The organism is Nonomuraea sp. NPDC004702, assembly GCF_053601695.1.
Window position 1 is genome coordinate 38,690 of sequence record NZ_JBSGCE010000010.1, and the last position, 25,297, is coordinate 63,986.

The following is a 25,297-nucleotide window of genomic DNA, read 5'->3' on the forward strand; positions in this document are numbered from 1 at the left end:
TGCATGCGTAACCGGAAAGCTCGACTCACCGCGTTCGCAGGCGCCTTCGCCCTGGTCACGGGGCTGGGCGTGCCCGCGTACGCGCAGACCGCGACCCCGTCCGCCGCGATCCCCTCCGCCGCGACCCCTTCCCTCGTCGCCTCCGCCGCCGACGCCGGGGCGCCCGCCGTGTACGGCCGGGCCGCCTACCTGATGGACGCCCGGTCCGGCGGCGCGCTGTTCGGCAAGGCCGCCGACACCCGCATGCCGATCGCCAGCCTCACCAAGACGATGACGGCGTACGTCGTCCTGCAGTCGGCCAGGCCCACGGACATGGTGGAGATCGCCCCCCAGGACGCGCGGTACGCCGAGGAGGGCGGCGGCACCACCGCCGACCTGCGGCCCGGCGACCGGCTGCCGGTGGGCGAGCTGCTCTACGCGCTCATGCTGCCCTCGGGCGCCGACGCCGCCCACGCGCTGGCCCGTACGTACGGGCCCGGCGTGCCGGGGTTCGTCGACAAGATGAACGCCACCGCCCGCTCACTCGGCATGAACGACACCCGGTACGTCAACGCCGACGGGCTGCCCACGCCGGCGGGCGACGGCTGGTCCACCGCCCGCGACCAGGCCGTGCTGGCCGCCAAGGCCCTCCAGGTGCCGCTGATCGAAGGCGTGGCCGGGACCCGGTACCACGAGGTCGCCGCGACCGAGGAGCACGGCGCGTACGGCTGGCGCAACACCAACCGCCTGCTCGCCGAGCCGGGGGTGATCGGGCTGAAGACGGGGTTCACCCGGGCGGCGGGGTACAGCCTGGCCTTCGCCGGTGAGCGGGACGGGCAACGGCTGGTGGGCGTGATCCTGGGCGAGTCGGTCTCCAGCCGCCGCTTCGACACCGCCCAGTCCCTCCTCACCTGGGCCCCCACCCGCACCGCCGCCTGACCTCCCCCACCTCCACCCACACCGCGGCCCACCCCCCATACCTCCCAGCGGCACCGCGGCCTGACCCCTCCCACATCTCCACCCGCACCGCGGCCCGCTCCTCACACCCCCCAGCGGCACCGCCGCCCGACGACCTGCCACATCTCCCCACCCGCACAGCCGCCCGCCCCCCTGACGGGCCCCTCCAAGCCCCCTACCTGACAGGCGTCGTCTCCCGGGGGATCAGGCTGTCCGCATGATGGACGCTCGTGATCTCTTGGGTTAGTTTGCCCGGCATGAACGTTCGCATCGCGATGAGCGTGTTGTCCGCGGCGCTCGTGCTCGCCGCCCCGCTCCCCGCCCACGCCACCACCACCGGCCCCGGCCCGGACCTCGGCTGGGAGCTGAAGGAGACCGGCGTGACCGCCCGCTTCCGTGGTCTCGCGCCCGTGAGCAGGGACGTGGCGTGGGCCGCCGGCACCGGCGGAACCGTCCTGCGCACCGTGGACGGCGGACGCACCTGGCAGAACGTCTCCCCGCCCGGCACCGAGTCACTCCAGTTCCGCGACGTGGAGGCGTTCGACGCCCGCCACGCCCTGGTCCTGTCCATCGGCACGGGCACGGACGGCCGCGTCTACCGCACCGAGGACGGCGGCCGCACCTGGACCGAGTCCTTCAGGAACGACGAGCCGAACGCCTTCTACGACTGCATGGCCTTCTTCGACCGCCGCCACGGCCTGGCCATGAGCGACCCGGTGAACGGCAGGTTCCGCCTCCTGGCCACCGAGGACGGCGGCCGGAGCTGGCAGGTGCTCCCGTCCACCGGCATGCCGGACGCGCTGCCCGGCGAGGCCGGTTTCGCGGCGAGCGGCCAGTGCCTGGTGACCGCGGGCGGACGCGACGCCTGGATCGCCACCGGCGGCGGCGAGCGGTCACGCGTGTTCCGCTCGGCCGACCGCGGGCGTACGTGGACCGTCTCCGACACCCCGATCCCGGCCGCCGACCCGGCGAAGGGCGTCTTCGCGCTGGCCTTCCGCGACCGGCACCGCGGGATCGCGGTCGGCGGCGACTACCAACCCGGCCTCCCCTCCCCGAACGCCGCCGCGGTCACCGGGGACGGCGGCGCCACCTGGCGGCCCGCCACGACCCCGCCGCCCGCGTACCGGTCGGGGGTGACGTGGCTGCCGCACCTGCCGTTCGCGGCGATCGCGGTCGGCCCCACGGGCAGCGACGTGACGTACAACGGCGGGGCCCGCTGGGAGACCTTCGACGGCGGCTCGTTCGACACGGTCTCGTGCACCCCGGACCTGTCCTGCTGGGCCTCCGGCGAGCAGGGCCGCATAGCCCGTCTCCGCCTCCGCTAGCACGAGGGGCGCACGGGGGCTCGCGGAGCCCGCGGGGCCCACGGGGCCCACGGCGGGCGCGGGGCCCACGGCGGGCGCGGCGGGCGCGGCGGGCGCGGCGGGCGCGGCGGGCGCGGCGGGCGCGGCGGGCCGGGTCAGCGGACGCCGCGCGGCCTGAACTGGATGCTGATGCGCGGCCCCGCGGGCCGGGCGGTCTTGGGGATGGCGTGCTCCCACGTCCGCTGGCAGCTGCCGCCCATGACGATCAGGTCGCCGTGCCCGAGGTCGCGGCGGATCGAGGGGCCGCCGCCGCGCGGGCGCAGCAGGAGCGGGCGCGGGCTGCCCACCGAGACGATCGCGACCATGGTGTCCTCGCTGCTGCCCCGGCCGATGGTGTCGCCGTGCCAGGCCACGCTGTCGCGGCCGTCGCGGTAGAAGCACAGGCCCGCGGTGCGGAAGGGCTCGCCCAGCTCCTCGCCGTAGTGGGCGTCGAGCGCCGCTCTGGCCTGGTCGAGGACGGGGTCGGGCAGCGTCTCGCCCTCGTCGTAGAACTTGAGCAGGCGCGGGACGTCGAGGACCCGGTCGTACATGCGGCGGCGCTCGGCACGCCACGGCACCGTCTCGGCCAGCCGCGCGAACAGCGTGTCGGCCCCCGTCAGCCAGCCGGGCCGCAGGTCGATCCAGGCTCCGTGGTCGAGGTACGTCCGGCGGACCGTGGCGCCCAGCCGCCCGACGCCGAGCTCCTCGTCGAGACCCAGCAGAGATGCTTGGAACGCGGCTTTCATGAGGCCGAGTCTATGCCATTGTTCAAACACATATTCGACTCGGGGGCCTGGAAGATGCCCGGCCTGTGCGGTACGCAGTCCGTACAGGCCGGGCGGGTCGCCGCCGGCGGGCGCGAGGCCCGCGCGGGACGATCACCCGAGCCCTTCCCCGCCCGGACCGTCCCTTAACACGGATCCTGTAACGTCTTGCTGGTGCTGACGCGTTACATGGCCGGGGTGGTCGCGGCCCGGACCGGCGACGAGATGTCCGGGCCCGCCCTCCTGGTGGCCGGGCTCGCCGCCACCGGCTCTCCGCTGCTCGGGGCGTCGCTGCTGGCCGGGCTGACCGTCTCGGCGGCCGTCGGCGGGCCGCTGCTCGGCGTGCTGCTGGACCGCGCCCGCCGTCCGGGCCGGTTGCTGGCGTGCTGCCTGCTCGGGTACGCGACCGGCCTGCTGCTGGTGGCGGGCGGCGTCGGACGGGTGCCCGGGACGGCGCTGGTGGCGCTGGCCGTGGTGACCGGGCTGGCGGGCCCCGCGCTCACCGGCGGCTGGACGGGACAGCTCCCCCTGGTCTCCGGGCCCGACCGGGGACGGCTGGCACGGGCCACCGCGCTGGACGCCATGACGTACAACGTGGCGGGGCTGGCCGGTCCGGCGGCGGTCGGCGTGATCGCGGCCGTGGCGGGCGGTCCGGCGGCGGTCCTCGTCTCCGCAGCCCTCCTCCTGACCGCCCTCCCCGCCGCCTGGACCCTCCCTAGGCGCACCCCCCAGAACCGGCCCACCCACGCCCACCCCACAAGCGCCCCACCCACGGGCGCCCGGCCGCACGACCGACCCGCCCTTGACCACCCCACGCTTGACCGGCCCACCCACGCCCACCCCACCAGCGACCTCCCCGCAGGCAACCGGCCGAGCGGCGAGCGGCGGCGCTTCGGCGGCCTCAGCTCGCCCGTACGGGCTGCGGGAGCGGTCGCGCGGGAGATGGCCGCCGGGATTCGGGCGGTGCTCGGGAACCGGGTGCTGGGACGGGCCACCGCCGGGTCGATGGTCTCGTGCGCCGGGGCGGGCATGTTCGTGGTGTCGGCGCCGGTGCTGGGGCTGGAGCTCACGGGCGACAGCAGCCGCGGCACGCTGCTGCTGGCCGTCACGGCGGCAGCCGGCCTGGCCGCGAACGGACTCCTGGCCTGGCGCGGCGGCCCCCGTCGACGGAACCCGGCACCGGCGTGGGACGCGACCCTGGCCTGGTCCACCGCGCTGGTCGGCGCGGGCATGACGTTGGCCGCCATGGCAGGAACGGCCCTGGTGGGGGCGTATTGGATCGCGGTGGTCGCGGCGGGGCTGGTGGGCGCGGGCGAGGGGCCGCAGTTGACGGCGCTGTTCGCGGTGCGGCACCGCGAGGCCCCCGCCGGGCTGCGCAGTCAGGTGTTCACGACCGGCGCCAGCCTCAAGATCACCTCGTTCGCCGTCGGATCGGCGCTGGCAGGCCCGCTGAGCACCCAGTCGGCCACTGCCGCCCTGCTGACCGGCGCGGCCTTACAGGCCGTGGCCGTCCACGTTCTCCTCCGCCGCCGCGGTTCGCGAGCGTCAGCGGGCGACGCGGGCACCGACAGGCCGTGAGCAGGCGCGGGCCGGCTGGGACGGGCCGGCTGGGACGGGCGCGTGGCGTCAGGGGGCGGGCGCGGTGGGCGGCGACGCGGGCTCGGGTAGGGACGGCGCTTGGTGTCAGGGGGTTGGCTGGGGGCGGGCGCGGTGGGCGGCGACGCGGGCGCGGGTGGCGCAGCGGGTGCCGCAGTAGCGGCGGGGGCTGCCGCCACCCAGGTCCAGGTACGGCCGTCCGCACCCCGCGGCCGCGCACAACCCGCCCGGAACGCGCTGATGGTCGGCGACCAGCACGGCCAGGGCCATCGCCGACGAGGCCAGGAACCACTCGGCCCACGGCGCGTCGTCGCCGCTGTCGACGTGCAGATGCCAGGACGTCGTGCCCCGGTGGCTGGTCAGCCTGGGCGGCCGGGCGGTGTCGGCGAGCAGGCGGTTGAGCAGGCCCGCCGCCTCCCCGGCGTCGCGCGCGCCCAGCACGTCGCGCAGCCGGGCCGCCGCCACCCGCATCACGGCCACGTCGGAGTCGTCGAGGCCGAGGTCGCCGTGCTCGCCGTGGCGGCGCAGGACGTCCGTCACGGAGGCGGGCGTCGGCTCTTCGTGCAGCAGCGCCACGCACAGCTCGACGGCCCTGACGGCCATCGCCCTGGTCGAGTGAACCTCCACGCGGCAAGCGTATCCACGGCGGGACTCCCCCTGCCCCGCCGTGGACGCTGCCCCGCCGTGGTGTGGGCTCAGCCGCCGCAGGCGGCGAAGACGAAGCTGTCCTTCAGGACGGTGTACCGGTCCCTGACCCGTACGGCGCCCGTCCCCGTGTCGACCTGGACGATGGTCATCCTGGACGAGCCGGACACCAGGTGCAGCGTGACCTGCGTGTCCCCGGTCCAGTCGATCATGCTGAGCTCGCCGTCCGGCAGCTTGATCTTCCTGCGTCCGGTGACCTCGTCGGTGGCGAGGTCGTAGGTGAGCAGCTCGGTCTTCCTGCCGCGGATCACGACCGCCGCCGTGTGCCCGTCGCCGGCCAGCGCCTGCGGGCCGTTGGCGGCCACGACCTGCGGCGGCGTGACGCGTACGAGATGCTCGCCCGTCTGGTCGCGCACGACCAGGTCGGTGACGGAGTCGTCGGACTCGATCGAGGACAGCACCTCGTCGCCGTCGCCGCTGAACCCGAGGAGGGTCTCGTCGGCGGGCACGGTGCCGAGCAGGGCCCCGGTCGCGGTGTCGAAGATCTTCGTGGCGGCGGGCCGGTCGCTCTGGACCACGACGGCCAGCCGCGCGCCGTCGCCGGAGAGCAGCAGCGTCACCTCGTTCTGGGCGACCCGCGGCAGCGCGTCCTCGGGCAGCAGCGTGACGCCGCCGCCGAGCACGCGTACGGCCGGCCGTCCGGTCTTGGTGAGGTACGCCACGCGCTGCCCGTCGCCGCTGACCGCGATCGGCGCCGGCGAGGTGACGGTGGACCTGCGCCTGGCGTCGAGCGCGACGACCTGGGCATCGGGCAGCGTCCTGCGCCCGCCGTCGTGCATGACCAGCCGCCACTGCCCGCAGGGCCGGGACGTGCCGTCCTTGGCCGGGCAGCCCTTGACGGAGGCGTACCGGATGCTGTCGTGGCCGTGGCTGTGGTCGTGGCTGTGGTCGTGGTGCGGCGCGGCCTGGACGGCGGCGGCCGGCACGGCGGTGAGGGTGAGCAGGGCTGCGGTCAGCAAAGGGACGATTCTCACGATGGTCACTCCCCCGGGAACACGATGGTGTGAGGGTCGGGGCCCACCTTGTAGGTGTCGGTACGGCGGGCCTGGCCGGAAGCGGGGTCGACGGTGAGCACCCGTACCACCGTCGACTTGGTGGAGCTGCTGTCGTAGGAGTAGGCGGCGAGCCGTCCGTCAGGGGTCCAGCGGGCGTGGTCGGGCGAGGCGTCGCCGGCGAGGGGCAGGTTCACGCCGTCGGCGAGCCGGGCGGTCTCCAGGTCGTACGTGCGCATCCGGGGCGGGCCGCCACGGCTGCCGCCGGAGCTGAACGCGGCGACGGTGTGCCCGTCGGGGGACAGCGCGAGGGTGACGGCGTTGGCGACGAACTGGGGGGCCTGGCTCCTGAGCGCGCGGCCGTCGAGCCCGTAGGAGTACAGCCATCTGGTGCCGTCGCTCAGGTCGCGGGTGGTCAGCACCTCGTCCCCGTCGCCGCTGAAGCCGGCCGGTTCGCCCTTGACGGTCAGGCCGGTGATCCTGCCGGTGGCCAGGGTGAGCACGTCGACGTGGCCTCGGCGGCCGACGAGGAGCCGGTCGCCGGCCGTTGACAGGTAGAGGGCGTCGTCCGCGCCGGGCCGCAGGGACCTGGGCAGTTCCTTGACCGGGCCGCCGGCCGCCGCGCGTGCGACCAGGCGGTGGTCGCGGGCCCGCTGGTAGACGATGGTCCGGCCGTCGCCGCTGAGGGCGAACAGGGAGGTCGCGCGGCCTTTGGCGCGGGCGGCGGAGTCGCCGACGGTGACCTTGCGGCCGTCACGGAGAAGCAGGTGCCAGGGGCCGCACGGGGACGTGCCCTCGACGGGCAGCTCGCAGGCGGTGACCCAGGCCGCGCGGGCCTGCGGCGGCCCGGTGTGCGCGGGTGCGGCGGCGGCCGGGAGCCCCAGCCCGCCGGCGACCGCCGGCGGGAGGAGCGCGGCGGCCGCTGAGGATAGCCTCATGAGTGGTGATCCTTTCGCTCACCTGGTTAGACCCATGGGCACGGTGGCGAGTTGGTCACAGGTAGGCCACGCTTCAGGGCAGCGGGCGCCGCCCCGCGAAGCCCAGATCCGAACGGTGGTACCAGGCGAGCTCGGGCTCCCCCTCGATCCAGCACAGCCGCACCGACGCCCCGCCGAGCACCGAGGGGAAGTCAATCAACAGCGGCGCGACGCCCTTGACCTCGATCCCCTGCTCGCTCCACCGGGTCAGCGTCTCCTCGATGCGCGCCTCGATCGCCTTGATCTCGGGCAGCCCGCCGAGCCGCGACCCGCCGGCGGCCTCCCGGTCGAAGGCGATCTCGGCCAGGTCGGCGCGGCCCGCGACGATCTCCCGCGCCTCGGCGATGATGCCGGGCAGCAGGGCGCGCGCCTCGTCCAGGGTGAAGATCCGGTCCATGCGGAAAACGCTACCCGTTCGGCTGGTAGGCGTGGATGAGAAGCCGCTCGGCCTCGTCGAAGTAGTCGTCGAGGTAGGCCGCCGCCTCCTCGGCGCGACCGGCCGCCAGCAGGGCGAGCAGCGCGCGGTTGCGTTCGATGAACGGCTCGTGGAAGGCGCGCGGGTTGTCCATCACGTGGAAGACCAGGCGCAGCTCGGCCAGGAGCTGCCGCATGGCCTCGTCGAGGCGGGGGCTGCCGTGCAGGCCGACCAGGGCCTGGTGGTAGCGGATGTTGGCGGTGCCGACGCCCTGCCAGTCGCCCTGGGCGGCGGCCCGCTCGGCGTCGCGCACGGCCTCCTCGATGAGCGCCAGCGCCTGCCGCGACGCCTTGCGCCGGACGGCCGCCCCTTCCAGCACCCGCCGCATCGTGTAGAGGTCGGAGACGTCCTCCACGGACGGGAGCCGGACGAAGACGCCCCGGTTGAGCCGGTGGTCGAGCAGGCGTTCGTGGCCGAGCAGGCGGAACGCCTCGCGCAGCGTGTTGCGCGAGACGCCGAGCCCTTCGGAGATGGCCTCCTCTGACAGCCGCGCGCCCGGCGGGAAGGCGCCTTCGATGATGCTGTCGCGGAGGATGTCGGCCACGCGCTCGGCCGTGCTGCTGCGGTTCAGTCTCGACCGGTGCCGGGCGAGGTCCGCGACCACGTCTTCCACGTGCGCCAGGGAATCATGGAGCAAACCTCTTGTCGAATTGTTCAACAATCCTTACGTTGAAACTATCCCCTCGACCATCTGGGAGCCTTCGATGTCAAGCTCCGCGCACCAGACCCGCCGGGTGATCATCGCCGCCCTCGTCGGCACGTCCCTGGAGTGGTACGACTTCTTCCTCTACACCACGGCCGCGACGCTGGTCTTCGGCAAGCTGTTCTTCCCGTCGCTCGACCCGCTCAACGCGACGCTGGCGGCCCTGACCACCAACGCCGTCGCGTTCGTCGCCAGGCCGCTCGGCGGCGTGGTGTTCGGGCACTTCGGCGACCGGGCCGGCCGCAAGACCGTGCTGGTCGTGACGCTGCTGCTGATGGGCCTGTCGACGTTCCTCATCGGCGTGCTTCCCGGCTACGCGAGCGTGGGGGTGGCCGCGCCCGTCCTGCTGGCCGTGCTCCGCTTCGTCCAGGGCTTCGGGCTCGGCGGCGAGTGGGGCGGCGCGGTGATCATGTCGCTGGAGCACGGCGACAGCAGGCGGCGCGGCTTCAACGCGAGCTGGCCGCAGGTCGGCGTGCCCGCCGGGTACGTGCTGGCCACCGGCCTGCTCGCGATCCTGTCCTTCGCCCTGCCGGACGCGGCCTTCCAGGCGTGGGGATGGCGGGTGCCGTTCCTGCTGTCGGGCGTGCTGGTGCTGGTCGGGCTGTGGGTGCGGACGCGGGTCGCCGAGTCGCCGCTGTTCTCCCGCGTCGAGAAGCACGGCGCGACGGCCAGGATGCCGCTGGTCGAGGTGCTGCGCACGCATCCGCGGGCGCTGCTGTCGGCGTTCACCGCGCGCATCGGGGTGGACGTGGCCTTCTACACCTTCACCGCGTACATCATCGTCTACCTCACCGGGCAGCTGAAGCTGGACCGGTCGGTGGCGCTGTACGCGGTGCTGATCGGCTCGGTGCTGCAGCTCGGCCTGATCCCGCTGTTCGGCGCGCTGTCGGACCGGCTGGGCCGGCGGCCGGTCTACTTCGCGGGCGTGCTGGCTGCGGCCGGGTGGGTGTTCGCGTTCTTCCCGCTGCTGGACACGAAGTCGTTCCCGCTGATCGTGCTGGCGGCGGTGGTCGCGCTGGCCGCCCACGCCGCCATGTACGGCCCGCAGGCCGCCTTCATCGCCGAGCTGTTCAGCACCCGCCTGCGCTACAGCGGCGCGTCCATGGGCTACCAGGTGGCCGGGATCGTCGGCGGCGCGCTGGCCCCGATCATCGCGCTCAAGCTCTTCGACCTGTACGGCACCACGCTTGCCGTGTCCCTGTACGTGGTTGTCGCGCTGGCCGTCACCGCCGTAGGTTTGGCCATCGCCCCGGAAACCCGCGACCTGGACATCGCCGCCGGCGAGAGCGGCACCGCCAGGAGGCTGCCCGGCCAGGTGGGTCCCTTCGCCTGAGTGCGGGGGAAGGCGGGAACGCCGCGAAGGCGTGGGCGGCGGCTGCCACCGCCGCCCACGCGCGCCGCTCGAAGGACTTCTGGGACGGTTCAGACGGCGGTCTCGGGCTCGGCGACCCGCGGGCGCCTGCGCCAGTCGCCCTTGAACGCCGCCATCGAGGCCAGGAACACGACCTGCCCGGCCAGCGCCACGGCGAGCCAGGCGCCCCAGCCGCCCGCGGAGACCACCATGGGCGAGACGACCAGCAGCACCACGATCATGACGCGGACGACCATGCCCCAGATGCCCAGCGCCGAGCCCTGCAGGCGCGACTCGACGTCCTCGGCGTTCTCGGAGAAGTTGGCCATCCACGGCACGTACGCGACGCCCATGAACAGGAAGAGCAGCGCGTAGACGGCGGTGACGTGCCCCGGGGAGACGCCGGGGCCGACCATGCCGATGAAGTAGGCGAGGGTGAGGACGGTCAGCGCGGTGCCGGCGGCCGTGAACGGCTTGCGCAGCCGCAGCCGGTCGGAGACCCGGCCGACGACGACCACGGCCACCGCGTTGAGCACGATGCCGAGCGCCACCACCCGGTTGGCCCCCGCGGGCTCCAGGCCGAACGCCTCCACCAGGATCGTCTGCCCGAAGATCGCGAACGTCCAGTAGAGCACCTGCCAGCCGGTGTTGCCCAGGACGTGGGCCCACAGGTGGGGATGGCGGAACAGCTCGCGCACCCGTCCGGCGTCGATCTTCTCCTCCGCCGCGACGGCCTCCTCGGCGTCGAGCACCTGGGCCCGCAGCGCCGCCGACGGCTCGGCGATCTTCCAGACGATGACCGCGCACATGGCCAGCGAGACGACGCCCATGATGATCGCCTGCGACTGCCAGGCGTTGTCGAACAGCGGCAGCGTGAACCCGGCGATGAACGAGGCCAGGAAGGACGCCCCGACCGGCCCCCACGTCCAGAACGCGAACGCCTGGGCGCGGCCGAGGCGCGGGGAGAAGTCGCGGACGAGGGAGGCGGTGATGGTGATCCCGGCGCCCTCGATGAACAACATCAGGCAGCGCACCCAGAACAGGCCGGCCACGGTGTCCACGGTGGCGAGCAGGAAGTTGCAGGCCGCCGTGACGGTGAGGGTGGGCACCAGGAGCGTGACCCGTCCCCAGCGGTCGGACAGGATGCCGCCGACGCCCGCCGACAGGCCGCCGATCAGCACCGATCCCGCGGCGAGCAGGCCGTAGACCGTGAGCGACATGCCCAGGTCCTTCATCAGCAGCGGCAGGATCGTGGCGAGCGTGGTCTCGAAGTTGGCCACCAGGCTCGCCAGCACGGCTATCGCCAGCAGGAAGATCCGCCGGCGACCGACCGGGTACACGCTCAGCTCGCGGACATAGAACGGCTTCATTCCCATCCTCCGGGGACGGTGTGTGACGGTCGCTCTAGAACGCGTTTCTAGTTGCCTCAGAGTTGCCCTTCTCAGGGGTGTTCGTCAACGGCGGCGGCGGTCACGATGTGATCTCGATCACAGCGTTCCCGTTGTGACGGAATCGCTCCCGATTCACAGAACAACCAGCCGCGAATAGGCATAAACTGCGCGCCTGTGAGCCTGCCTGTACGTGAACGTTCCCCCCGGCCCGGCGGCGGCCGGCACCGCCGCCCCGTGCCCACGTCCCTGCCGCCGGACGCGCCCATGCTCGTGCTGGCCACCCCCGGCGGCACCGGCGGCGTGGCCGAAGAGATCGCGGCCGTGGTGCGGGTCGACAACCCGCAGATCGAGGTGCGGCTGACCGCCGTCGCCGACCTGGCAGACGCGCTGCCCGCGGGCCGCGACGCCGTCGTGGTGCCCCTGCTCACCTGGGACGACCCGGTCGTCATGGCCGAGATCGGCAAGGCCATCGCGGCCGCCGGCTCCGGCGCGGTCGCCACCGAGGCGCTCGGCCCCCACCCGCTGCTCGCCGAGGCCCTGCACATCAGGCTGGCCGAGCGCGGCCTGGCCAGGGCCGACCGGGTCCGCCTGCTCAACGTCTCCAGCCCCGTCGACGCCGTCATCCTCGGCACGGTGGGCGGCGAGCGCGCGGTGCACGCCGTCCAGGCCACGGCCGTGCTGCTGGCCTCCAGGCTCACGCTGCCCGTCGTCGCCGCCTCGCTGGACAGCGAGCCCGGCGTGGACGTCGCCGCCCAGCGCCTGCGCGCCGCCGGGGCCGAGCGGCTGGCCATCGCGCCCTGCCTGATCGGTCACGAGGCCCCGGCGGAGCTCGTCGAGCGCGCCGCCGCCGCCGTCGAGGCCGGTCACGCCGAGCCGCTCGGGGCGCACAGCGCCGTCGCCGAACTTGTCGCGCGGGCTTACGGCAGTCAGCTGGCGACTTGACACCCTTGTAAAGATCGCGATAGTCGCGTTACCTTCTGCGCATGCGGCGCGTGATGGTCATCGGCGAGCGAATCGGACTTCGTGACCTCACCGACGCCGACGTCGTCCCGCTGCACTCCGTCTACGGCGATCCGGCGGCCACGCAGCACATGCCGTTCGCGCCGCGCAGCGTGCAGGAGGTCGCCGCCCTGGTCGGCCAGGCCATGGAGGCGGCCGCCGCCGAGCCGCGCCGCCTCTACGTGCTGGCCGTCGTGGACGCCGACCGGCGGCACGTGATCGGCGTGGCCCGCCTGAAGATCGACCCCGACCTGCCCCACAGCGCCGAGATCGGCTTCGGCCTCCATCCCGACCAGTGGGGCCGTGGCATCGGCACCGACCTGGTGCGCCTGCTGCTGTCGTTCGGCTTCAAGCAGCTCGGGCTGCACCGCGTCTGGGGCGCGAGGTCGCCGGCCAACCTGCCCGCCCAGCTCGCCATGCTGACGGCCGGCATGGTCGAGGAGGGACGGATCCGGCACCACGTGCACACCCCGCACGGCTGGCGCGACTCCATCGTGCACGCGGCGATCCAGGACGAATGGACCGAGCGCTAGCGGCGACGAGCGGCCCGGGCGGTGGACGGTGAGTGGCGCGCCGCGGAATTGTCGGTGGCAGGTCCTACGATGAGCCTCCTCACGGAGGGATAGCCGCATGCCTGACTCGCTGATCGTGCCCCTGTTCGTCACCACCGACCTCCCGCCGCACGCGGACCTGGCCGAGTTCGGTGAGCTGCTGGCCCGCACGGCGCGGGTGCTCGGCCCCGACGGCCCCGACGGCCCCGCGGCGGTCCTGTCCGGCAAGGTGTTCTGGCTCGACCGGCCGGTGCTGCCGGCGCAGCGGCCCGCCGCCGACGACGAGCTGCGCTTCGCCGGGATGCTCGGTCACCTCGTCACGTCCGGGCCCGGCGTCCGCGAGGTGGTGGCCGGCGTGCGGCGGGCGATCGGCGCGGCGGTGACCGAGCGCTACGGCGACGTGGGCGCGGCGCCCGCCGTGTTCGCGATCCGCGACCGCGACGTGCGCGAGCGCACCCCCGACTCGGCCCTCCCGCTCGACAGCCGGCGGGCCGCCGAGCTGGTCGGCGCGGCACGGTGAGGACACCCCCGCGCGGGGTAGTCCAGAGGCATGCTCTATGGCAAGGAACACGTGCAGCGCTATCAGGCCACCGACGGCGCGGAGGGGCACGACTGGAACAACACCACCGTCCTCCTCCTGACCACCAAGGGGCGTAACTCCGGCAGGCCGTACACCACGCCGCTGATCTACCAGCGGTTCGGCGACGACTTCCTCGTGGTCGCGTCCAAGGGCGGCGACCCCGAAGATCCCCAGTGGTACAAGAACCTGCTGGCCCATCCCGACGTCGAGGTGCAGGTCAAGGGCGACAGGTTCAAGGCGCGCGCCCGCACCGCCTCGGCGGAGGAGAAGCCCGAGATGTGGCGGACGATGACCCGCACCTGGCCCCAGTACGACGAGTACCAGGAGAAGACCGACCGCCAGATCCCGGTGGTCGTGCTCGAACGCACCACCTAGGCGTCAGGCCCGGTGGTCGTGCTCGAACGCACCACCTAGCGTCAGGCCACCACCAGGGCCTCGTCGGCCTCGGGGAGCCAGGAGCCCGGCGGGCGGCGCAGCCAGTGGCGGGCCCGTCCCAGCTCGGCGACGGCGGCCAGGAGCGCGGCGAGGCCCGGGTGGCGCAGGCCCTTGGGATGCACCAGGTTCTGCAGGCCGAGCGGCACGGGCTCGGCCAGCGGCCGGTTCACCGCGCCCGGGATCCCGCCGATCCCCACGCTGGACAGCACAGGCTCGCGATGCCGGCGCAGGTAGTGCCCCATCTCCGCGGCCCCCTCGGGCGCGGCGTGCGGCCGGGCCAGCCGCAGCCCGAACGCCTCGGCCAGCCGCTCCCCCAGGTCGCTCCACTCCCGCGTGCCGGCGTTCCCGCCCATGACGTCCAGCGGGAAGGCGGCCAGCGCGGCGAGCGGCACGGCGTCCAGTTCCGCGAGCGGGTGGTCCGCCGGCAGGAGCACGGCCAGGGGCTGCAGGCGCACCGGGACCTGGGCCAGCCGGGCGCGCACGTCCGCGGGCAGCCCGGCGAAGCGCCCGAACGACACGTCGAGCCGTCCGTCGAGGATCGCGGCCGCGCCCGCGGCCAGGCCGCCGTGGAAACGGGCCAGCATCTCGGTCCCGGGGGCCAGTTCCCGGGCTCTGACCAGCGGCTCGGGCAGGTCGGGGCCCTGCATGGTGACGTCCACGAGCAGCGGGCGATCGGCGCCGAGCACGTCGGCGACGACCTCGTCGTGCAGCGCCAGCAGCCGCCGCGCCCCGGGCAGCAGCCGGGCGCCGGCGGGGGTCAGCTCCACCCGGCGGGTGGACCGGACGAACAGCGGCGTCCCGAGCCGGGCCTCCAGCGTGCGCACGTCCCGGCTGAGCGCCTGCTGGGCCACGAAGAGCCGGGCGGCGGCGCGCCCGAAGTGCAGCTCCTCGGCGACGGCGACGAAGACGCGCAGCAGCCGGGGGTGCAGATCCACGACGCCACATTAACCACAAAAGCGCGTCAATCGCGATATTTCGGTGTTGGACCGGGCGCAGGCGTCACCGCGACGCTGGGAAGCATGATCCGCCGTCTCCTGACCCGCCTCCCGACCCGCCTCCTCCGCCCCACGCCACCGGCTCCGGCCCAGGTCCGCGCGCTGTTCGGGCTGCCACGGCCGCCCGGCACGTGCGGTTGCCTGCTCGACCTCCCGCACGACCCGTCCGCCCATCCGGCGGGCCCCTGAGCCCGGCGCGGAACGCGGGGGCACGTCCCGTTCGTTGGCCGGGCATGGCTGACATCCCCTACGACCGCAAAGAGCAGTTCAAGCAGATCGAGAGCGGCCTGCTCCCCGGTGAGCAGATCATCGCCGTCTACGACGCGATCGGGGCGGGCACCGGGTTCCTGGGGCTCACGGACCGGCGGGTGATCGTGCAGGACAAGTCGTTCGTGGGCAAGCGGATCGCGATCACCAGCATCCCCTACGCCAAGATCTCGGCGGTGAGCGTCGTGAGCAACAAGTCGCTGGCCGGCGGGTTCTTCTCCTCGGGCGCCATCGCCATCCACGTCGGCACGCACACCTACGAGGTGGACTTCCGTGGCGACAACAAGGCCCACCACGTGCACAACGTCATTCTCCACTACATTTCGCAGGGCTGATCGGCGTCACGCGTGGTCTCCTGGGCAGGGTGAGCGTATTCTGCCGATGATCACGAAGGGGGCGAGGTGCGGCGTTCCGTACGTGCCCGCGTGGCCGGTCTCGGCGTGCTGCTGGCGCTCCCGGCCTGCGCCGGGCCTCCCGGGCGGGACGTCCCGTCCGCTCCGGCGGTGAGCCTCACGGTCCAGGCCCGCTGCCCCCGGCCCGGCGGCGACGACCTGCGCGCCGAGCCCGTACGGTCCCCGTGGCGGACGGTCCCGGCGGGCGACGGGCACGGCACGCTCGACCGGCTCGCGGTCGCCCCCGACGGGACGGTGTGGGCGGTGCGTTCCGTCCAGCGCGAGACGTCCGCCGGGATGGAGACGACGTCCGGCGGGCTGAGCCGGTGGGACGGCGCGCGCTGGCGCACGTACGCGCTGCCGTCCCGGATGACGGTCGCCGCGGTCGGGGCGGTCTCGGGCGAGCGGGCGTGGGCCTTCGGGACCGGCGACGACGAACGTCCCGGCCTGGTCGCCGGCGTCACGGACGGCGCCGTGAGCGCCTCCACGCCGCTCAAGGAGCGCGCCTCGGCCATCGGCCTGCACGGCACCGCGGCGAGCGGCCCGTGGGCCGTGTCCGGGCGCGACGCGCTGCGCTGGGACGGCTCGGCCTGGCGCGCGTACCGGCTGCCCGCCCCGGCGCGGGCCCTCGGCGGCGAGGGCGCGGACGTGTGGACGGTCGGCCGGACCGCGCACGACCCCGCCGCCCGCTGGAACGGCGTCGCGTGGCAGGCGGTGCACCTGCCCGAGCCGGGCGCGCCCGAGGGCGCGCGGCCGGCCCGCACGGAGCTCGGCGACGTGGCCGTGCTCGGGCCGGACGACGTGTGGGTGGTCGGCGGGGTGTCCTGGTTCCCGCCCGACGAGTACGACGAGCAGGGCGAGCCCCTGGAACGCCGCCGCCCGCTGGCGCTGCACTGGGACGGCTCGGCCTGGCGGTGCCGCTGGGGCCCGGAGGGCGCGGCCTTCACCGAGGCCGAGCCCGACGGCCGGGCGGGCCTGTGGGTGCTCGACTCGACCCGCTCCCGGCTGCACCACTACACGGCCGGCCGCTGGACGACGACGACCGTGCGCGGCACGGTCACCGCCCTGGCCCGCCGCCCCGGCACGACCGAGGTGTACGCGGCGGGCTGGACCGGCCCCGAGGGCGACCTGACCAGGCCCGCCCTCTGGCTCACCCGCTGACCCGCCGCCACCCCTACATGCAGGTGAAGCCGTTGGGGGCCGCCCGGCAGAAGTCGCGCAGGTCGCGCAGCCAGGAGGCGGTGGCCGAGTAGTTGAGCGCCAGGTCGTCGCGGTGGAGGCGGTGGTCGTCGGGCTCCTCGGTCACCTCGCCGTCGAGCCGGACCCGTCCGTGCTCGGGCAGGCCGCCCAGGTAGTCGTCGAGGAAGGCCGCGATGCGGCCCGCGTCGGCGCCGGTGAGCGTCATGCGGCCGTTGAAGCCGAGCAGGCACGCGGTCTCGGGGTCGAGCACCCGGGCCTCCTCCAGCAGGGACAGGGTCGGACGCCAGTTCCAGGCGTTGACGCTCAGGCGCCCGCCCTCGGGGGTCTCCAGGTCCCAGCCCACGCGTTCAGTCCCGGCGCAGCGAGGCGTAGAGGTCGAGGGTGCGCCGGGCGATGCGCTCCCAGGAGAAGTGCTCGACGGCCCTGGCCCGCCCCGCGCGGCCCATCTCGGCCGCCCGCGCCGGGTCGGCCAGCAGCGCGTTGACCCGCTCGGCCAGGTCGGCGGCGAACGCCCCGGGGTCGTGCGGGGTGCCGTCGGGGCCCTGGTCGATCGGCACCAGCAGGCCCGTCTCGCCGTCGGCGACGACCTCGGGGATGCCGCCGGTCGCGGTGGCCACCACCGGCGTCTCGCAGGCCATGGCCTCCAGGTTGACGATGCCCATCGGCTCGTAGACCGACGGGCAGACGAAGACCGAGGCGTGCGTGAGGAGCTGGATGACCTCCGGCTTGGGCAGCATCTCCGAGATCCACAGCACGCCGTCGCGGTCGAGGCCGCGCACCAGCCCGGTCACCTCGGCGGCGATCTCCGGCGTGTCCGGCGCGCCCGCGCACAGCACGAGCTGGGCCGCCGGGTCGAAGGAGCGGGCGGCGTGCAGGAGGTGCACCAGGCCCTTCTGCCGGGTGATGCGGCCGACGAAGATCACGTAGGGCCGGTCGGGGTCGACGCCGTGCTTCTTCAGCACGTCGAGGCCGGGGTCGGGGGCGTACTGGGCGGTGTCGATGCCGTTGTGGATGACGGTGACCCGGCCGGGCGGGATCTCGGGGTAGGCGGCCAGCACGTCGCGGCGCATGCCCTCGCTGACCGCGATCACCGCGTCGGCGGCGGCCAGTGCGGTGCGCTCGGCCCACGACGAGACCGTGTAGCCGCCGCCCAGCTGCTCGGCCTTCCACGGGCGCAGCGGCTCCAGGCTGTGGGTGGTGACGACGTGCGGCACGCCGTGGAGCATCTTGGCGACATGCCCGGCGAAGTTGGCGTACCAGGTATGGGAGTGGACGACGTCCGCGCCCTCGCAGGCGGCGGCCATCTCCAGGTCGACGCCGAGCACCTGGAGGGCGGCGTTGGCCCGCTCCAGGCCGCCGGGCACCCGGTAGGCCGACACGCCGGGCTCCTCGCGATCGGCCCCGAAGCAGCGCACCCGGACGTCGGCCAGCTTGCGCAGCTCCCTGGCCAGGTACTCCATGTGCACCCCGGCGCCGCCGTAGACGTCCGGCGGGTACTCCCTGCTGAGCAGATCAACACGCATGCCCACGACCTTACGACGCGCCGGGCCCGGCGCCCTCCAGCGAGCGGCATGTTTTGCGCCGACCATCAACTCCGGCACCGCACTTGTGAACCGTCGCAAGCATAGGGAACACATCGATACAGCCCAATGTCGGTAAGTCCGGCCCCTGCTCAACGCGGATAAGTCAGGACACGGCGGCACAGCCCAGTGCGCCGTTTCGTCGATAGATCGGCCATTTACGGGTAGCGTCCTGGACATGAGGTCCCGGAGGGTGCTTGCGGTTGTGCTGGCAGGTGGAGAGGGCAAGAGGCTCATGCCGCTCACGGCGGATCGGGCCAAACCGGCGGTGCCGTTCGGGGGGATGTATCGGCTGATCGACTTCGTGCTGTCGAACCTCGCGAACGGCGGCTTCCTGAAGATCGTGGTGTTGACCCAGTACAAGAACCACAGCCTCGACAGGCACGTGTCCCGTACCTGGCGGCTGTCGGCGATGCTGGGCAACTACGTGACGCCCGTGCCCGCCCAGCAGCGGCTCGGGCCGCGCTGGTTCTCCGGTTCTGCGGACGCGCTGTTCCAGAACCTGAACCTGATCTACGACGAGATGCCCGAGCACGTGATCGTGTTCGGCGCCGACCACATCTACCGCATGGATCCGCGGCAGATGGTCGAGCAGCACGAGGACTCGGGCGCGGACGTGACGGTGGCGGCGATCCGCCAGCCGCTGTCGCTGGCCGACCAGTTCGGCGTGATCGAGACCGATCCCGAGGGCCGCCGCATCGTGGCCTTCAGGGAGAAGCCGAAGGACGCCGTGGGCCTGGCCGACTCCCCCGACGAGGTCTACGCCTCGATGGGCAACTACGTCTTCAAGACCCAGGCCATGATCGACGCGCTGCGCGAGGACGCGCTCGACCCGACCAGCAAGCACGACCTGGGCGGCAACATCATCCCGATGCTGGTCAAGTCCGGCGGCGCGGACGTCTACGACTTCAAGAACAACATCGTGCCCGGCTCCAGTGAGCGCGACCGCGGCTACTGGCGCGACGTGGGGACCCTCGACGCCTACTACGAGGCCCACATGGACCTCATCTCCGCCCACCCGATCTTCAACCTGTACAACGACAAGTGGCCGATCTTCACCGGGCACGACCCGCTGCCCCCGGCCAAGTTCGTGCACAACGACGGCGACCGGGTGGGCCGGGCGATCGACTCGCTGGTCTCCCCCGGCGTGATCGTCTCGGGCGGCATGGCGATGCGCTCGATCCTGTCGCCGAAGGTCGTGCTCCACTCGCACTCGCTGGTGGAGGACTCCGTGCTGATGGAGAACGTCAAGGTGGGCCGGGGCGCGATCGTGCGCAAGGCGATCATCGACAAGAACGTGGTGATCCCCGACGGCGCGCGCATCGGCTTCGACCTCGACTACGACCGCACCCGCTTCGCGCTGACCCGCGGCGGGGTCGTGGTCATCGGCAAGAACGAGATCGTCGATCGTTAGGGCCAGGGCGGGCCGGTCCCCTGCCCGGGGCCGGCCGCGTACCGGGCGGCGGCGGCCCGGATCGGCTCCGGCGGCCCGCGAGTGTGCTCATCGCGTGGGCGCAGTGGTCCGGGGCCCGGCCGGTCGGCGGCGGGGGGTGTGGGAACACCGGGCGCCGCGGGCGCCCGGCAACGCAGGATCCCGGGCCACGCACGGCGCGGCCCGGGCTCAGGTGGTGCGATCTCAGATGCCGGCGCCCACGCCCAGGCCGTACGCCCAGCCGCCCGGCCAGTAGCCGCGGCCCGGCCAGTAGCCCCAGTTGTAGCCGTCGTGGGGACGCCCGTAGTAGTCCCTGCGGTGCTCGCAGGCGTCGGCGTCACGGTGTCCGGCGGACACGCCCCACGGCGTGATGCGGAGCGCGGTCGAGTCGTCGGACGTGCTCAGGTCGCACTTCTCGTGGTGGACGTTGGCGTTGGCCGCCCCCGCCATGCCGAACAGCGCGGCGACGGCGAAGCCGCCGGCGACGATGAGGTTGGCTTTCATGAATCCCCCTGGATCACGAAGTGACATCGCTGATCACTGTACGTAATCGCCTCCGTACCGCCGTGTAACGCCACGCCAGGAAAGGACTCGGCGCTTTCCGGTGCCACCTCGGCGAAGTCCGGCCTTCTCCGGCCACTCCGGAAACCCCGCCACGCCGCCAGAAGTCCGGCCTTCTCCGGCCACCCCGGGAACCCGCCGCCCCCCGGAACGCCGGTCGGCGGGCCGGGACGCGTAGTCTGCTCCGGACGCCCGTCCATTCACGGCGGGGTCGCCGTGAACCGTCCGGAAAGGACCTCATGCCGCCCACACCGCCTGGCCCCTTCACCGGCCGTTCCGTCACCGACCTGGCCCGTGACCTGCGCGCCGGCCGGACCACCGCCGCCGAGCTGGCCCGGCTGGCGCTCGACGCGGCCGTCACCCTGGATCCCGCGCTCGGCGCCTTCGTCACCGTGGACCCGGTGGGCGCCGCGGCCGCCGCCCGGCGGGCGGACCAGGAGCTGGCCGCGGGCGCCGACCGCGGCCCGCTGCACGGCGTGCCGGTCGCCGTGAAGGACCTCATCGACGTCGCGGGGCTGCCCTGCACGATGGGGTCGCGGCACTTCGCCGGCCACGTCGCCGAGTCCGACGCCGCCTGCGTGACGCTGCTGCGCCAGGCCGGGGCGGTGATCGTCGGCAAGACCACGACGCACGAGTTCGCGTACGGCCCCACCGGCGACCGCTCGGCCAACGGTCCCTCGCGCAACCCGCGCGACCCCGCGCGCATGTCCGGCGGGTCGAGCGGCGGCAGCGCGGCGGCCGTGGCGGCGGGCATGGTGCCCCTGGCGATCGGCACCGACACGGGCGGGTCGGTGCGCATCCCGGCCGCTCTGTGCGGGATCGCCGGGTTCAAGCCCGCCTACGACGCGATCCCGGCCGCCGGGGTGTTCCCCCTGTCCCGGACGTTCGACCACGTCGGCGTGCTGGCCGCCGGCCCGCTGGACTGCCTGATCGCCTACCGGCAGCTCGCGACCGGCGGGCCGCCGCCCGCCCGTGACGGTGCCGGTGAGGCGGCGGCGGTGCGGGTGGGGTGGCTGGACCCCGCCGTCCTGTCGCCCTGCGATCCGCGTGTCGTGGCGGTCGCGCGGGCGGCGGCGGGCGCGGGGCTGAAGGAGGTCCGGCTGCCCGGGGAGCTGGCCGAGGCGCTGCGGGAGACGTACGCGACGGTGCAGGGCGCGGAGGCGTCCGCCGTGCACGCCGACCGGATGGCCAGGGCGCCCGAGCTGTTCGACCCCGAGGTGCTCGACCGGCTGCGCGCGGCCATGGACCTGCCGGCCTGGGCCTACGTCAAGGCCCTGGACGAGCGGCCCGCGCTGGCCGCCGCGGCGGAGTCGCTGTTCGACGAGCACGACGTGCTGGCGCTGCCGGCCGTGCCGCTCGTCGCGCCGCCGCTGGAGCAGCGCCAGACCGAGCTGGACGGGCGGGCCGTCGCCGTCCGGGCCGCGCTGCTGGCCCTGACCAGCCCGTGGAACGTGCTCGGCCTGCCCGCGCTGACCGTGCCGGCCGGCTCGGTGGACGGCCTGCCGGTCGGGCTGCAGCTCGTCTGCCGGCCCGGCCGGGAGGAGCTGCTGTTCCGGGTGGCCTGCTCACCGGGCGGCTGAGGAAGGTGGGCCCCGGGCCGGCCCGGCGCAGGCCGGACCCGGGGGCGGGGGCTCGTGTCCGGCCGGGGGGCGCCATTCCCGTCGGCCAGGCCGAAGCCCACGGCCCTTTTCTTTCAGGGCCGTACGTCCGAGTGGCAGGATTCGAACCTGCGATGCTCCTGCTCCCAAGGCAGGCGGGCTGACCAAACTGCCCCACACTCGGTCCTGAAAATCAACGAAGCCGCCCCGGCGGAGGCCCGGGACGGCTTTCCTGGTCGATTCTCCGTGGAATCACCGGGAAAGCCTTGGCCGCAGCTCAGGCCGGTTGCCGGACGGCCTGGAGGGTCGAGGTCCGCACATGGCCGCCGCCTTTCTCGTCGTTCTCCGTGAATGTCGTTCCGGAACGAGATCAACGGTAGACCGGGGGCCGCCGGAAATGCCACGCATTTATCGCCGGTCGCGGTCCCGGTCGTTGGTCCAGGCCACCCCGGCGCGCGTTTCAGGGGCCTCGACGCGGAACCGGGGAAGGGCGTCCGGGTAGTTGTCGCGGACGAAATTGACGAGGAATTCGCGGACGTCGCACTTCAGGTCCCAGGAGGACGGCGAGTCGGCGGCGCTCATCAGGGCGCGCAGCTCGACCAGGCCGTTGGGCAGCACGTCGGTGACCTGGAGCGTCCAGTCCTTCTGGTCCCACAGCGGGTTGCCCTGGAGGAACTCGTACAGGGCGTCGCGCAGTTTGGGCACCGGCACCGCCCAGTCGACCCGCAGGAACACCACGGCGAGCACCCGGCTGCCGTGCCTGGTCCAGTTCTCGAACGGGTTCTGGGTGAAGTAGGAGACGGGCAGCACCAGCCGCCGCTCGTCCCACAGGCGCAGCACCACGTACGTGAGCGTGAGCTCCTCGATCCTGCCCCACTCCTCCTCGACCACGACGACGTCGTCCAGCCGCAGCGCGTCGCTGAAGGCCAGTTGCAGCCCGGCCAGCATGTTGCCGATGGTCGGCTGGGCCGCGATGCCGACGATGGCGCCGGCGATGCCGGCCGAGGCCAGCAGCCCGGCGCCGAGCGCCCGCACCTGCGGGAAGGAGAACAGCATGGCGCCGAGCGCGATGACGATGATGACCGCGGCGGCGATGCGGCGCACCAGCGCGATCTGCGTCCTGATCCGCCGCGCCCGGCGGTTGCGCTCGCCCTCGACGAGCACCAGCCGGTCGAGCACGACGTCCGTCAGCGCGTACGTCGCCTGGATGATCAGCCAGGTCACCGTGCCGATGGTGGCCAGGCCGATGACCCGGTCCACCGACTGGGCCAGGCCGCGCTCGTCGGCCGTGTCGCCGAAGATGCCGGGGGCGAAGACCAGGTTGCAGGCCACCGTGGCGGCCACGCAGAACGCCGGCCACGTGCAGTGCTCGACCAGGTGGCGGGCCAGGGCCCATTTTCGTCCGACCCGGATCAGCACCCGGCGGACCACCTCCACCAGGAGCACCGCTCCGACCACCGAGATGACGAGGATCGGCCAGGCTGCCGGCGACTGCACGCTTCGCGCCCCCTATGTTGTAGAACGTCGCTTCAAGGTCACATTGCCCTCAAGCGCCACTCCATACGCACGGACACGCCGTTTCCTGCTAGTGGCCGTTGCCGCAACTGCCCCAGCACGTCGTGGCTCTGGTGCTGGCCAGCAGCCCGAGATCGCGCAGCACGGCCTGGGTGCGCTCGACCTCGGAGGTCAGCCAGAGCCGGAAGTCGTCCCCGCTGAGCGGGATCGAGATCCACCCCGCCTTCCGGCACGCCCGCCGCCACGAGGCCGAGGCGGTCACCTCGTCGCACATGCGCACGGCCGACTCCCTGCCGTCCTCCGGCATGTTCTCGGGCCCGACGGCCGCGGCCCAGTCCGCGAAGTCCACCCGTACGCCGGACTCCAGCAGGGTCGGCACGTCGAGCCCCGGCACCCGGCGGGCGCAGGAGACGGCCAGGGCCCTGACCCGGCCGCCGTCGATGGCCGCGCGCCAGTCGCCGAGCAGGCCCGCCGCGGCCGCCGCCTTGCCGCCGAGCAGCGCCGAGACGGCCTCGTGGCTGCTGGGGTAGCCGGTGTAGTCCATCTGCCTGGTGTCGGCGCCGAGCCCCTTGGCGATCAGGCCGAACAGCAGGTGGTCGGGCTCGCCCTGCGGGCCGCCGGCCAGCATCGTCCCGCTCGGGTCGGCCCGCAGGTGGGCGCCGAAGTCGTCGAAGTCGGCGAACCGGGAGTTGCCGGGCACGACGACGACCTCGACGTCGCCGGTGAGCCTGGACAGCGGGGTCGAGGTGTCGAGCAGCGTCTGCCCGTTGTTCAGCTCGGAGGCCGCCAGCGCGGGCAGGCCGGTCACGGTGATCCGCGTGCCGGTGGGCGACGCGCCGACGCCCGAGGCGCGCGCGGCGGCGGCGAACGCCTCGCCGACCCGGGCCCAGCGGTCGCCGCCCGCGACGATCGAGAACCGGCCCCTCGCGCCGGCGGAGCCGCCGACGACGTGTTCCGTCCCGCATCCGGCCGCGCACGCCGCCGCACCCAGGGTCCATGCCAAGAACCGCCGACGACGCATCCGCCCTCCCCCGACCTTCGCGAGTACCGCTATTACCCAAAGTTATTGACAGTTCACTCGCTGTTACACATCGGGATACGGTTAACCGAAATTTCGCCGTATGCCGGAGTCAGTCCTGCTTCGTGGCCACCCCGGCCATCAGGGACGACGGCAGCGACCAGTCCCCCACCAGCTTGGGCCGGTCCGGCCGCCAGTCCACGGCCTGCACCAGGCCGGGCGGGTCGAGCGCGAAGCCGCCGAAGAACGCGCGGATCTCGGCCGGGCTGCGGTCCGCCCCGCCCGAGCCAGACGAGCCGCGGCGGCCCCTGCGCGGGTTCTCCTCGTCCGACAGGCGTCCCATCGAGGTGGCGTGCGAGATCACCAGACGGCTGCCGGGCGCGACCGCCTCGCGCAGCGCCGCCACCGCGCCCTGCGGATCGGCCGCGTCGGGCAGGAAGTGCAGGATCGACACCAGCACGATCGCGACCGGCCGTGACAGGTCCAGGAACCGGCCCGCGCGGGCCAGCACCTCCTCGTGGTCGAGCAGGTCGGCCTCCAGGAAGGCGGCCCTGTCCGCCCCGGCGAGCAGGGCTCTGGCGTGCGCGGCGACGACCGGGTCGTCGTCGACGTAGACGACCCTGGCCGCCGGCGCGACCTCGTGCACGCTGCCCTGCGTCGGCAGCCCGCTGCCCAGGTCGATGAACTGGGTGATCCCCGCGGCGGCGACGTAGCGCACGGCACGCTGGAGGAAGGCCCGGTTCGCGCGGGCCAGCGGGACCGCCTCCGGGACCAGCTCGGCGAGCTGGTCGATCGCCAGGCGGTCGACCGCGAAGTTGTCCGTCCCGCCGAGCATGTAGTCGTACATGCGTGCGAGATTCGGAGTGTGGGGGTCGAACTGCCGCACAGTAATGAATTTATGTGGTACGCAGCCGGATAACACTACCCTGCGAGGATTGTGG

27 protein-coding genes and 1 tRNA gene are annotated in these 25,297 nt (G+C 73.6%); 13 read left to right on the plus strand and 15 right to left on the minus strand.

Annotated elements, in window-relative coordinates; translation table 11 throughout:
- Positions 1 to 3 precede the first annotated feature (3 nt).
- Together ACWEJ6_RS15280 and ACWEJ6_RS15285 are read left to right on the plus strand one after the other, a co-directional pair.
- Entirely contained in the window at positions 4 to 918 is a 915-nt protein-coding gene (locus ACWEJ6_RS15280) for a D-alanyl-D-alanine carboxypeptidase family protein (RefSeq protein ID WP_452424123.1), read from the plus strand.
- A gap of 275 nt (positions 919 to 1,193) precedes the next feature.
- Entirely contained in the window at positions 1,194 to 2,261 is a 1,068-nt protein-coding gene (locus ACWEJ6_RS15285; protein ID WP_452424125.1) for an oxidoreductase, read from the plus strand.
- A 134-nt stretch (positions 2,262 to 2,395) separates the two neighbouring features.
- Here the strand turns inward: ACWEJ6_RS15285 and ACWEJ6_RS15290 are convergent, their stop codons facing one another.
- Positions 2,396 to 3,025 (minus strand): alpha-ketoglutarate-dependent dioxygenase AlkB, encoded by a 630-nt coding sequence (locus ACWEJ6_RS15290; protein WP_358285470.1) that lies wholly within the window; start codon positions 3,023 to 3,025, stop codon positions 2,396 to 2,398.
- Between the two features lie 192 nt (positions 3,026 to 3,217).
- Here ACWEJ6_RS15290 and ACWEJ6_RS15295 point away from each other — a divergent pair, with 192 nt between their 5' ends.
- Entirely contained in the window at positions 3,218 to 4,621 is a 1,404-nt protein-coding gene (locus ACWEJ6_RS15295) for an MFS transporter (protein WP_452424127.1), read from the plus strand.
- A 105-nt stretch (positions 4,622 to 4,726) separates the two neighbouring features.
- Here ACWEJ6_RS15295 and ACWEJ6_RS15300 read toward each other — a convergent pair whose 3' ends face one another.
- The 5 genes from ACWEJ6_RS15300 to ACWEJ6_RS15320 all read right to left on the minus strand — a co-directional run bounded on the left by ACWEJ6_RS15300 (position 4,727) and on the right by ACWEJ6_RS15320 (position 8,410).
- Entirely contained in the window at positions 4,727 to 5,266 is a 540-nt protein-coding gene (locus ACWEJ6_RS15300; protein ID WP_452424129.1) for a CGNR zinc finger domain-containing protein, read from the minus strand.
- Positions 5,267 to 5,334: 68 nt separating this feature from the next.
- On the minus strand, positions 5,335 to 6,318 hold the full coding sequence (locus tag ACWEJ6_RS15305) for a hypothetical protein (protein WP_452424131.1): 984 nt from the start codon (positions 6,316 to 6,318) through the stop codon (positions 5,335 to 5,337).
- 5 nt (positions 6,319 to 6,323) lie between these two features.
- Complete coding sequence (locus ACWEJ6_RS15310) at positions 6,324 to 7,274, minus strand: hypothetical protein (RefSeq protein WP_452424133.1); 951 nt, start codon at positions 7,272 to 7,274, stop codon at positions 6,324 to 6,326.
- Between the two features lie 73 nt (positions 7,275 to 7,347).
- Positions 7,348 to 7,710: a DUF2203 family protein gene (locus ACWEJ6_RS15315; protein ID WP_452424135.1), complete on the minus strand. Its 363-nt coding sequence runs from the start codon at positions 7,708 to 7,710 to the stop codon at positions 7,348 to 7,350.
- 10 nt (positions 7,711 to 7,720) lie between these two features.
- On the minus strand, positions 7,721 to 8,410 hold the full coding sequence (locus ACWEJ6_RS15320; RefSeq protein ID WP_387665313.1) for a GntR family transcriptional regulator: 690 nt from the start codon (positions 8,408 to 8,410) through the stop codon (positions 7,721 to 7,723).
- An 82-nt stretch (positions 8,411 to 8,492) separates the two neighbouring features.
- Here ACWEJ6_RS15320 and ACWEJ6_RS15325 point away from each other — a divergent pair, with 82 nt between their 5' ends.
- Positions 8,493 to 9,824: an MFS transporter gene (locus ACWEJ6_RS15325; protein ID WP_397216124.1), complete on the plus strand. Its 1,332-nt coding sequence runs from the start codon at positions 8,493 to 8,495 to the stop codon at positions 9,822 to 9,824.
- Positions 9,825 to 9,913: 89 nt separating this feature from the next.
- Here ACWEJ6_RS15325 and ACWEJ6_RS15330 read toward each other — a convergent pair whose 3' ends face one another.
- Complete coding sequence (locus ACWEJ6_RS15330; protein ID WP_387664804.1) at positions 9,914 to 11,212, minus strand: MFS transporter; 1,299 nt, start codon at positions 11,210 to 11,212, stop codon at positions 9,914 to 9,916.
- 195 nt (positions 11,213 to 11,407) lie between these two features.
- On the opposite strand from ACWEJ6_RS15330, the gene ACWEJ6_RS15335 reads away from it, so the two are divergent.
- The 4 genes from ACWEJ6_RS15335 (at position 11,408) to ACWEJ6_RS15350 (ending at position 13,738) form a co-directional block, all read left to right on the plus strand.
- Positions 11,408 to 12,175 (plus strand): sirohydrochlorin chelatase, encoded by a 768-nt coding sequence (locus ACWEJ6_RS15335; RefSeq protein WP_387664801.1) that lies wholly within the window; start codon positions 11,408 to 11,410, stop codon positions 12,173 to 12,175.
- A gap of 41 nt (positions 12,176 to 12,216) precedes the next feature.
- Positions 12,217 to 12,765, plus strand: coding sequence for a GNAT family N-acetyltransferase (locus tag ACWEJ6_RS15340; RefSeq protein WP_387664798.1), 549 nt, complete (start codon positions 12,217 to 12,219; stop codon positions 12,763 to 12,765).
- Between the two features lie 97 nt (positions 12,766 to 12,862).
- Positions 12,863 to 13,303, plus strand: a complete 441-nt coding sequence (locus tag ACWEJ6_RS15345; RefSeq protein ID WP_387664795.1) for a hypothetical protein — start codon at positions 12,863 to 12,865, stop codon at positions 13,301 to 13,303.
- Between the two features lie 30 nt (positions 13,304 to 13,333).
- The gene (locus tag ACWEJ6_RS15350) at positions 13,334 to 13,738 is read left to right on the plus strand and encodes a nitroreductase family deazaflavin-dependent oxidoreductase (protein WP_387664792.1); all 405 of its coding nucleotides are present in this window, start codon (positions 13,334 to 13,336) and stop codon (positions 13,736 to 13,738) included.
- Between the two features lie 41 nt (positions 13,739 to 13,779).
- Here the strand turns inward: ACWEJ6_RS15350 and ACWEJ6_RS15355 are convergent, their stop codons facing one another.
- Positions 13,780 to 14,733, minus strand: coding sequence for a LysR family transcriptional regulator (locus ACWEJ6_RS15355; RefSeq protein WP_452424138.1), 954 nt, complete (start codon positions 14,731 to 14,733; stop codon positions 13,780 to 13,782).
- An 84-nt stretch (positions 14,734 to 14,817) separates the two neighbouring features.
- Here ACWEJ6_RS15355 and ACWEJ6_RS15360 point away from each other — a divergent pair, with 84 nt between their 5' ends.
- The 3 genes from ACWEJ6_RS15360 (at position 14,818) to ACWEJ6_RS15370 (ending at position 16,613) form a co-directional block, all read left to right on the plus strand.
- A complete protein-coding gene (locus ACWEJ6_RS15360; protein ID WP_452424140.1) occupies positions 14,818 to 14,982 on the plus strand; it encodes a hypothetical protein in 165 nt (54 codons plus the stop codon).
- Positions 14,983 to 15,026: 44 nt separating this feature from the next.
- Complete coding sequence (locus tag ACWEJ6_RS15365) at positions 15,027 to 15,395, plus strand: PH domain-containing protein (RefSeq protein ID WP_352361137.1); 369 nt, start codon at positions 15,027 to 15,029, stop codon at positions 15,393 to 15,395.
- Positions 15,396 to 15,461: 66 nt separating this feature from the next.
- Positions 15,462 to 16,613 (plus strand): hypothetical protein, encoded by a 1,152-nt coding sequence (locus tag ACWEJ6_RS15370; RefSeq protein WP_387664783.1) that lies wholly within the window; start codon positions 15,462 to 15,464, stop codon positions 16,611 to 16,613.
- A gap of 13 nt (positions 16,614 to 16,626) precedes the next feature.
- Here the strand turns inward: ACWEJ6_RS15370 and ACWEJ6_RS15375 are convergent, their stop codons facing one another.
- Together ACWEJ6_RS15375 and glgA are read right to left on the minus strand one after the other, a co-directional pair.
- Positions 16,627 to 16,995, minus strand: coding sequence for a hypothetical protein (locus ACWEJ6_RS15375; protein ID WP_387664780.1), 369 nt, complete (start codon positions 16,993 to 16,995; stop codon positions 16,627 to 16,629).
- A gap of 4 nt (positions 16,996 to 16,999) precedes the next feature.
- Positions 17,000 to 18,175, minus strand: a complete 1,176-nt coding sequence (gene glgA / locus ACWEJ6_RS15380; RefSeq protein WP_387664778.1) for a glycogen synthase — start codon at positions 18,173 to 18,175, stop codon at positions 17,000 to 17,002.
- A 235-nt stretch (positions 18,176 to 18,410) separates the two neighbouring features.
- Here glgA and glgC point away from each other — a divergent pair, with 235 nt between their 5' ends.
- Entirely contained in the window at positions 18,411 to 19,646 is a 1,236-nt protein-coding gene (gene glgC, locus ACWEJ6_RS15385; protein WP_352329862.1) for a glucose-1-phosphate adenylyltransferase, read from the plus strand.
- A gap of 222 nt (positions 19,647 to 19,868) precedes the next feature.
- On the opposite strand, the gene ACWEJ6_RS15390 is transcribed toward glgC, so the two are convergent.
- Entirely contained in the window at positions 19,869 to 20,168 is a 300-nt protein-coding gene (locus ACWEJ6_RS15390; protein WP_452424143.1) for a hypothetical protein, read from the minus strand.
- Positions 20,169 to 20,464: 296 nt separating this feature from the next.
- Between ACWEJ6_RS15390 and ACWEJ6_RS15395 the strand changes: the two genes are divergently transcribed.
- A complete protein-coding gene (locus ACWEJ6_RS15395; RefSeq protein WP_452424145.1) occupies positions 20,465 to 21,805 on the plus strand; it encodes an amidase in 1,341 nt (446 codons plus the stop codon).
- Positions 21,806 to 21,931: 126 nt separating this feature from the next.
- Here the strand turns inward: ACWEJ6_RS15395 and ACWEJ6_RS15400 are convergent.
- The 4 genes from ACWEJ6_RS15400 to ACWEJ6_RS15415 all read right to left on the minus strand — a co-directional run bounded on the left by ACWEJ6_RS15400 (position 21,932) and on the right by ACWEJ6_RS15415 (position 25,278).
- Positions 21,932 to 22,007: transfer RNA gene (locus tag ACWEJ6_RS15400), tRNA-Pro, on the minus strand.
- Between the two features lie 224 nt (positions 22,008 to 22,231).
- Positions 22,232 to 23,320: a mechanosensitive ion channel family protein gene (locus tag ACWEJ6_RS15405; protein ID WP_352361127.1), complete on the minus strand. Its 1,089-nt coding sequence runs from the start codon at positions 23,318 to 23,320 to the stop codon at positions 22,232 to 22,234.
- An 88-nt stretch (positions 23,321 to 23,408) separates the two neighbouring features.
- Positions 23,409 to 24,359 carry a Bug family tripartite tricarboxylate transporter substrate binding protein gene (locus ACWEJ6_RS15410; RefSeq protein ID WP_452424148.1) on the minus strand — a complete coding sequence of 317 codons (951 nt, stop codon included), beginning with the start codon at positions 24,357 to 24,359 and terminating at the stop codon, positions 23,409 to 23,411.
- A 109-nt stretch (positions 24,360 to 24,468) separates the two neighbouring features.
- Positions 24,469 to 25,278 (minus strand): SAM-dependent methyltransferase, encoded by an 810-nt coding sequence (locus tag ACWEJ6_RS15415; protein WP_452424150.1) that lies wholly within the window; start codon positions 25,276 to 25,278, stop codon positions 24,469 to 24,471.
- Between the last annotated feature and the right edge of the window lie 19 nt (positions 25,279 to 25,297).

What these genes read in the sequence shown, in the direction of transcription:
- ACWEJ6_RS15365 (WP_352361137.1), top strand. Translation starts at nt 15,027, where the DNA reads ATGGCTGACATCCCCTACGACCGCAAAGAGCAGTTCAAGCAGATCGAG.
- glgA (WP_387664778.1), bottom strand. Translation starts at nt 18,175, where the DNA reads ATGCGTGTTGATCTGCTCAGCAGGGAGTACCCGCCGGACGTCTACGGC.
- ACWEJ6_RS15280 (WP_452424123.1), top strand. Translation starts at nt 4, where the DNA reads ATGCGTAACCGGAAAGCTCGACTCACCGCGTTCGCAGGCGCCTTCGCC.
- ACWEJ6_RS15330 (WP_387664804.1), bottom strand. Translation starts at nt 11,212, where the DNA reads ATGAAGCCGTTCTATGTCCGCGAGCTGAGCGTGTACCCGGTCGGTCGC.
- glgC (WP_352329862.1), top strand. Translation starts at nt 18,411, where the DNA reads ATGAGGTCCCGGAGGGTGCTTGCGGTTGTGCTGGCAGGTGGAGAGGGC.
- ACWEJ6_RS15315 (WP_452424135.1), bottom strand. Translation starts at nt 7,710, where the DNA reads ATGGACCGGATCTTCACCCTGGACGAGGCGCGCGCCCTGCTGCCCGGC.
- ACWEJ6_RS15290 (WP_358285470.1), bottom strand. Translation starts at nt 3,025, where the DNA reads ATGAAAGCCGCGTTCCAAGCATCTCTGCTGGGTCTCGACGAGGAGCTC.
- ACWEJ6_RS15350 (WP_387664792.1), top strand. Translation starts at nt 13,334, where the DNA reads ATGCTCTATGGCAAGGAACACGTGCAGCGCTATCAGGCCACCGACGGC.
- ACWEJ6_RS15345 (WP_387664795.1), top strand. Translation starts at nt 12,863, where the DNA reads ATGCCTGACTCGCTGATCGTGCCCCTGTTCGTCACCACCGACCTCCCG.
- ACWEJ6_RS15340 (WP_387664798.1), top strand. Translation starts at nt 12,217, where the DNA reads ATGCGGCGCGTGATGGTCATCGGCGAGCGAATCGGACTTCGTGACCTC.
- ACWEJ6_RS15395 (WP_452424145.1), top strand. Translation starts at nt 20,465, where the DNA reads ATGCCGCCCACACCGCCTGGCCCCTTCACCGGCCGTTCCGTCACCGAC.
- ACWEJ6_RS15360 (WP_452424140.1), top strand. Translation starts at nt 14,818, where the DNA reads ATGATCCGCCGTCTCCTGACCCGCCTCCCGACCCGCCTCCTCCGCCCC.
- ACWEJ6_RS15285 (WP_452424125.1), top strand. Translation starts at nt 1,194, where the DNA reads ATGAACGTTCGCATCGCGATGAGCGTGTTGTCCGCGGCGCTCGTGCTC.
- ACWEJ6_RS15325 (WP_397216124.1), top strand. Translation starts at nt 8,493, where the DNA reads ATGTCAAGCTCCGCGCACCAGACCCGCCGGGTGATCATCGCCGCCCTC.
- ACWEJ6_RS15390 (WP_452424143.1), bottom strand. Translation starts at nt 20,168, where the DNA reads ATGAAAGCCAACCTCATCGTCGCCGGCGGCTTCGCCGTCGCCGCGCTG.
- ACWEJ6_RS15310 (WP_452424133.1), bottom strand. Translation starts at nt 7,274, where the DNA reads ATGAGGCTATCCTCAGCGGCCGCCGCGCTCCTCCCGCCGGCGGTCGCC.
- ACWEJ6_RS15410 (WP_452424148.1), bottom strand. Translation starts at nt 24,359, where the DNA reads ATGCGTCGTCGGCGGTTCTTGGCATGGACCCTGGGTGCGGCGGCGTGC.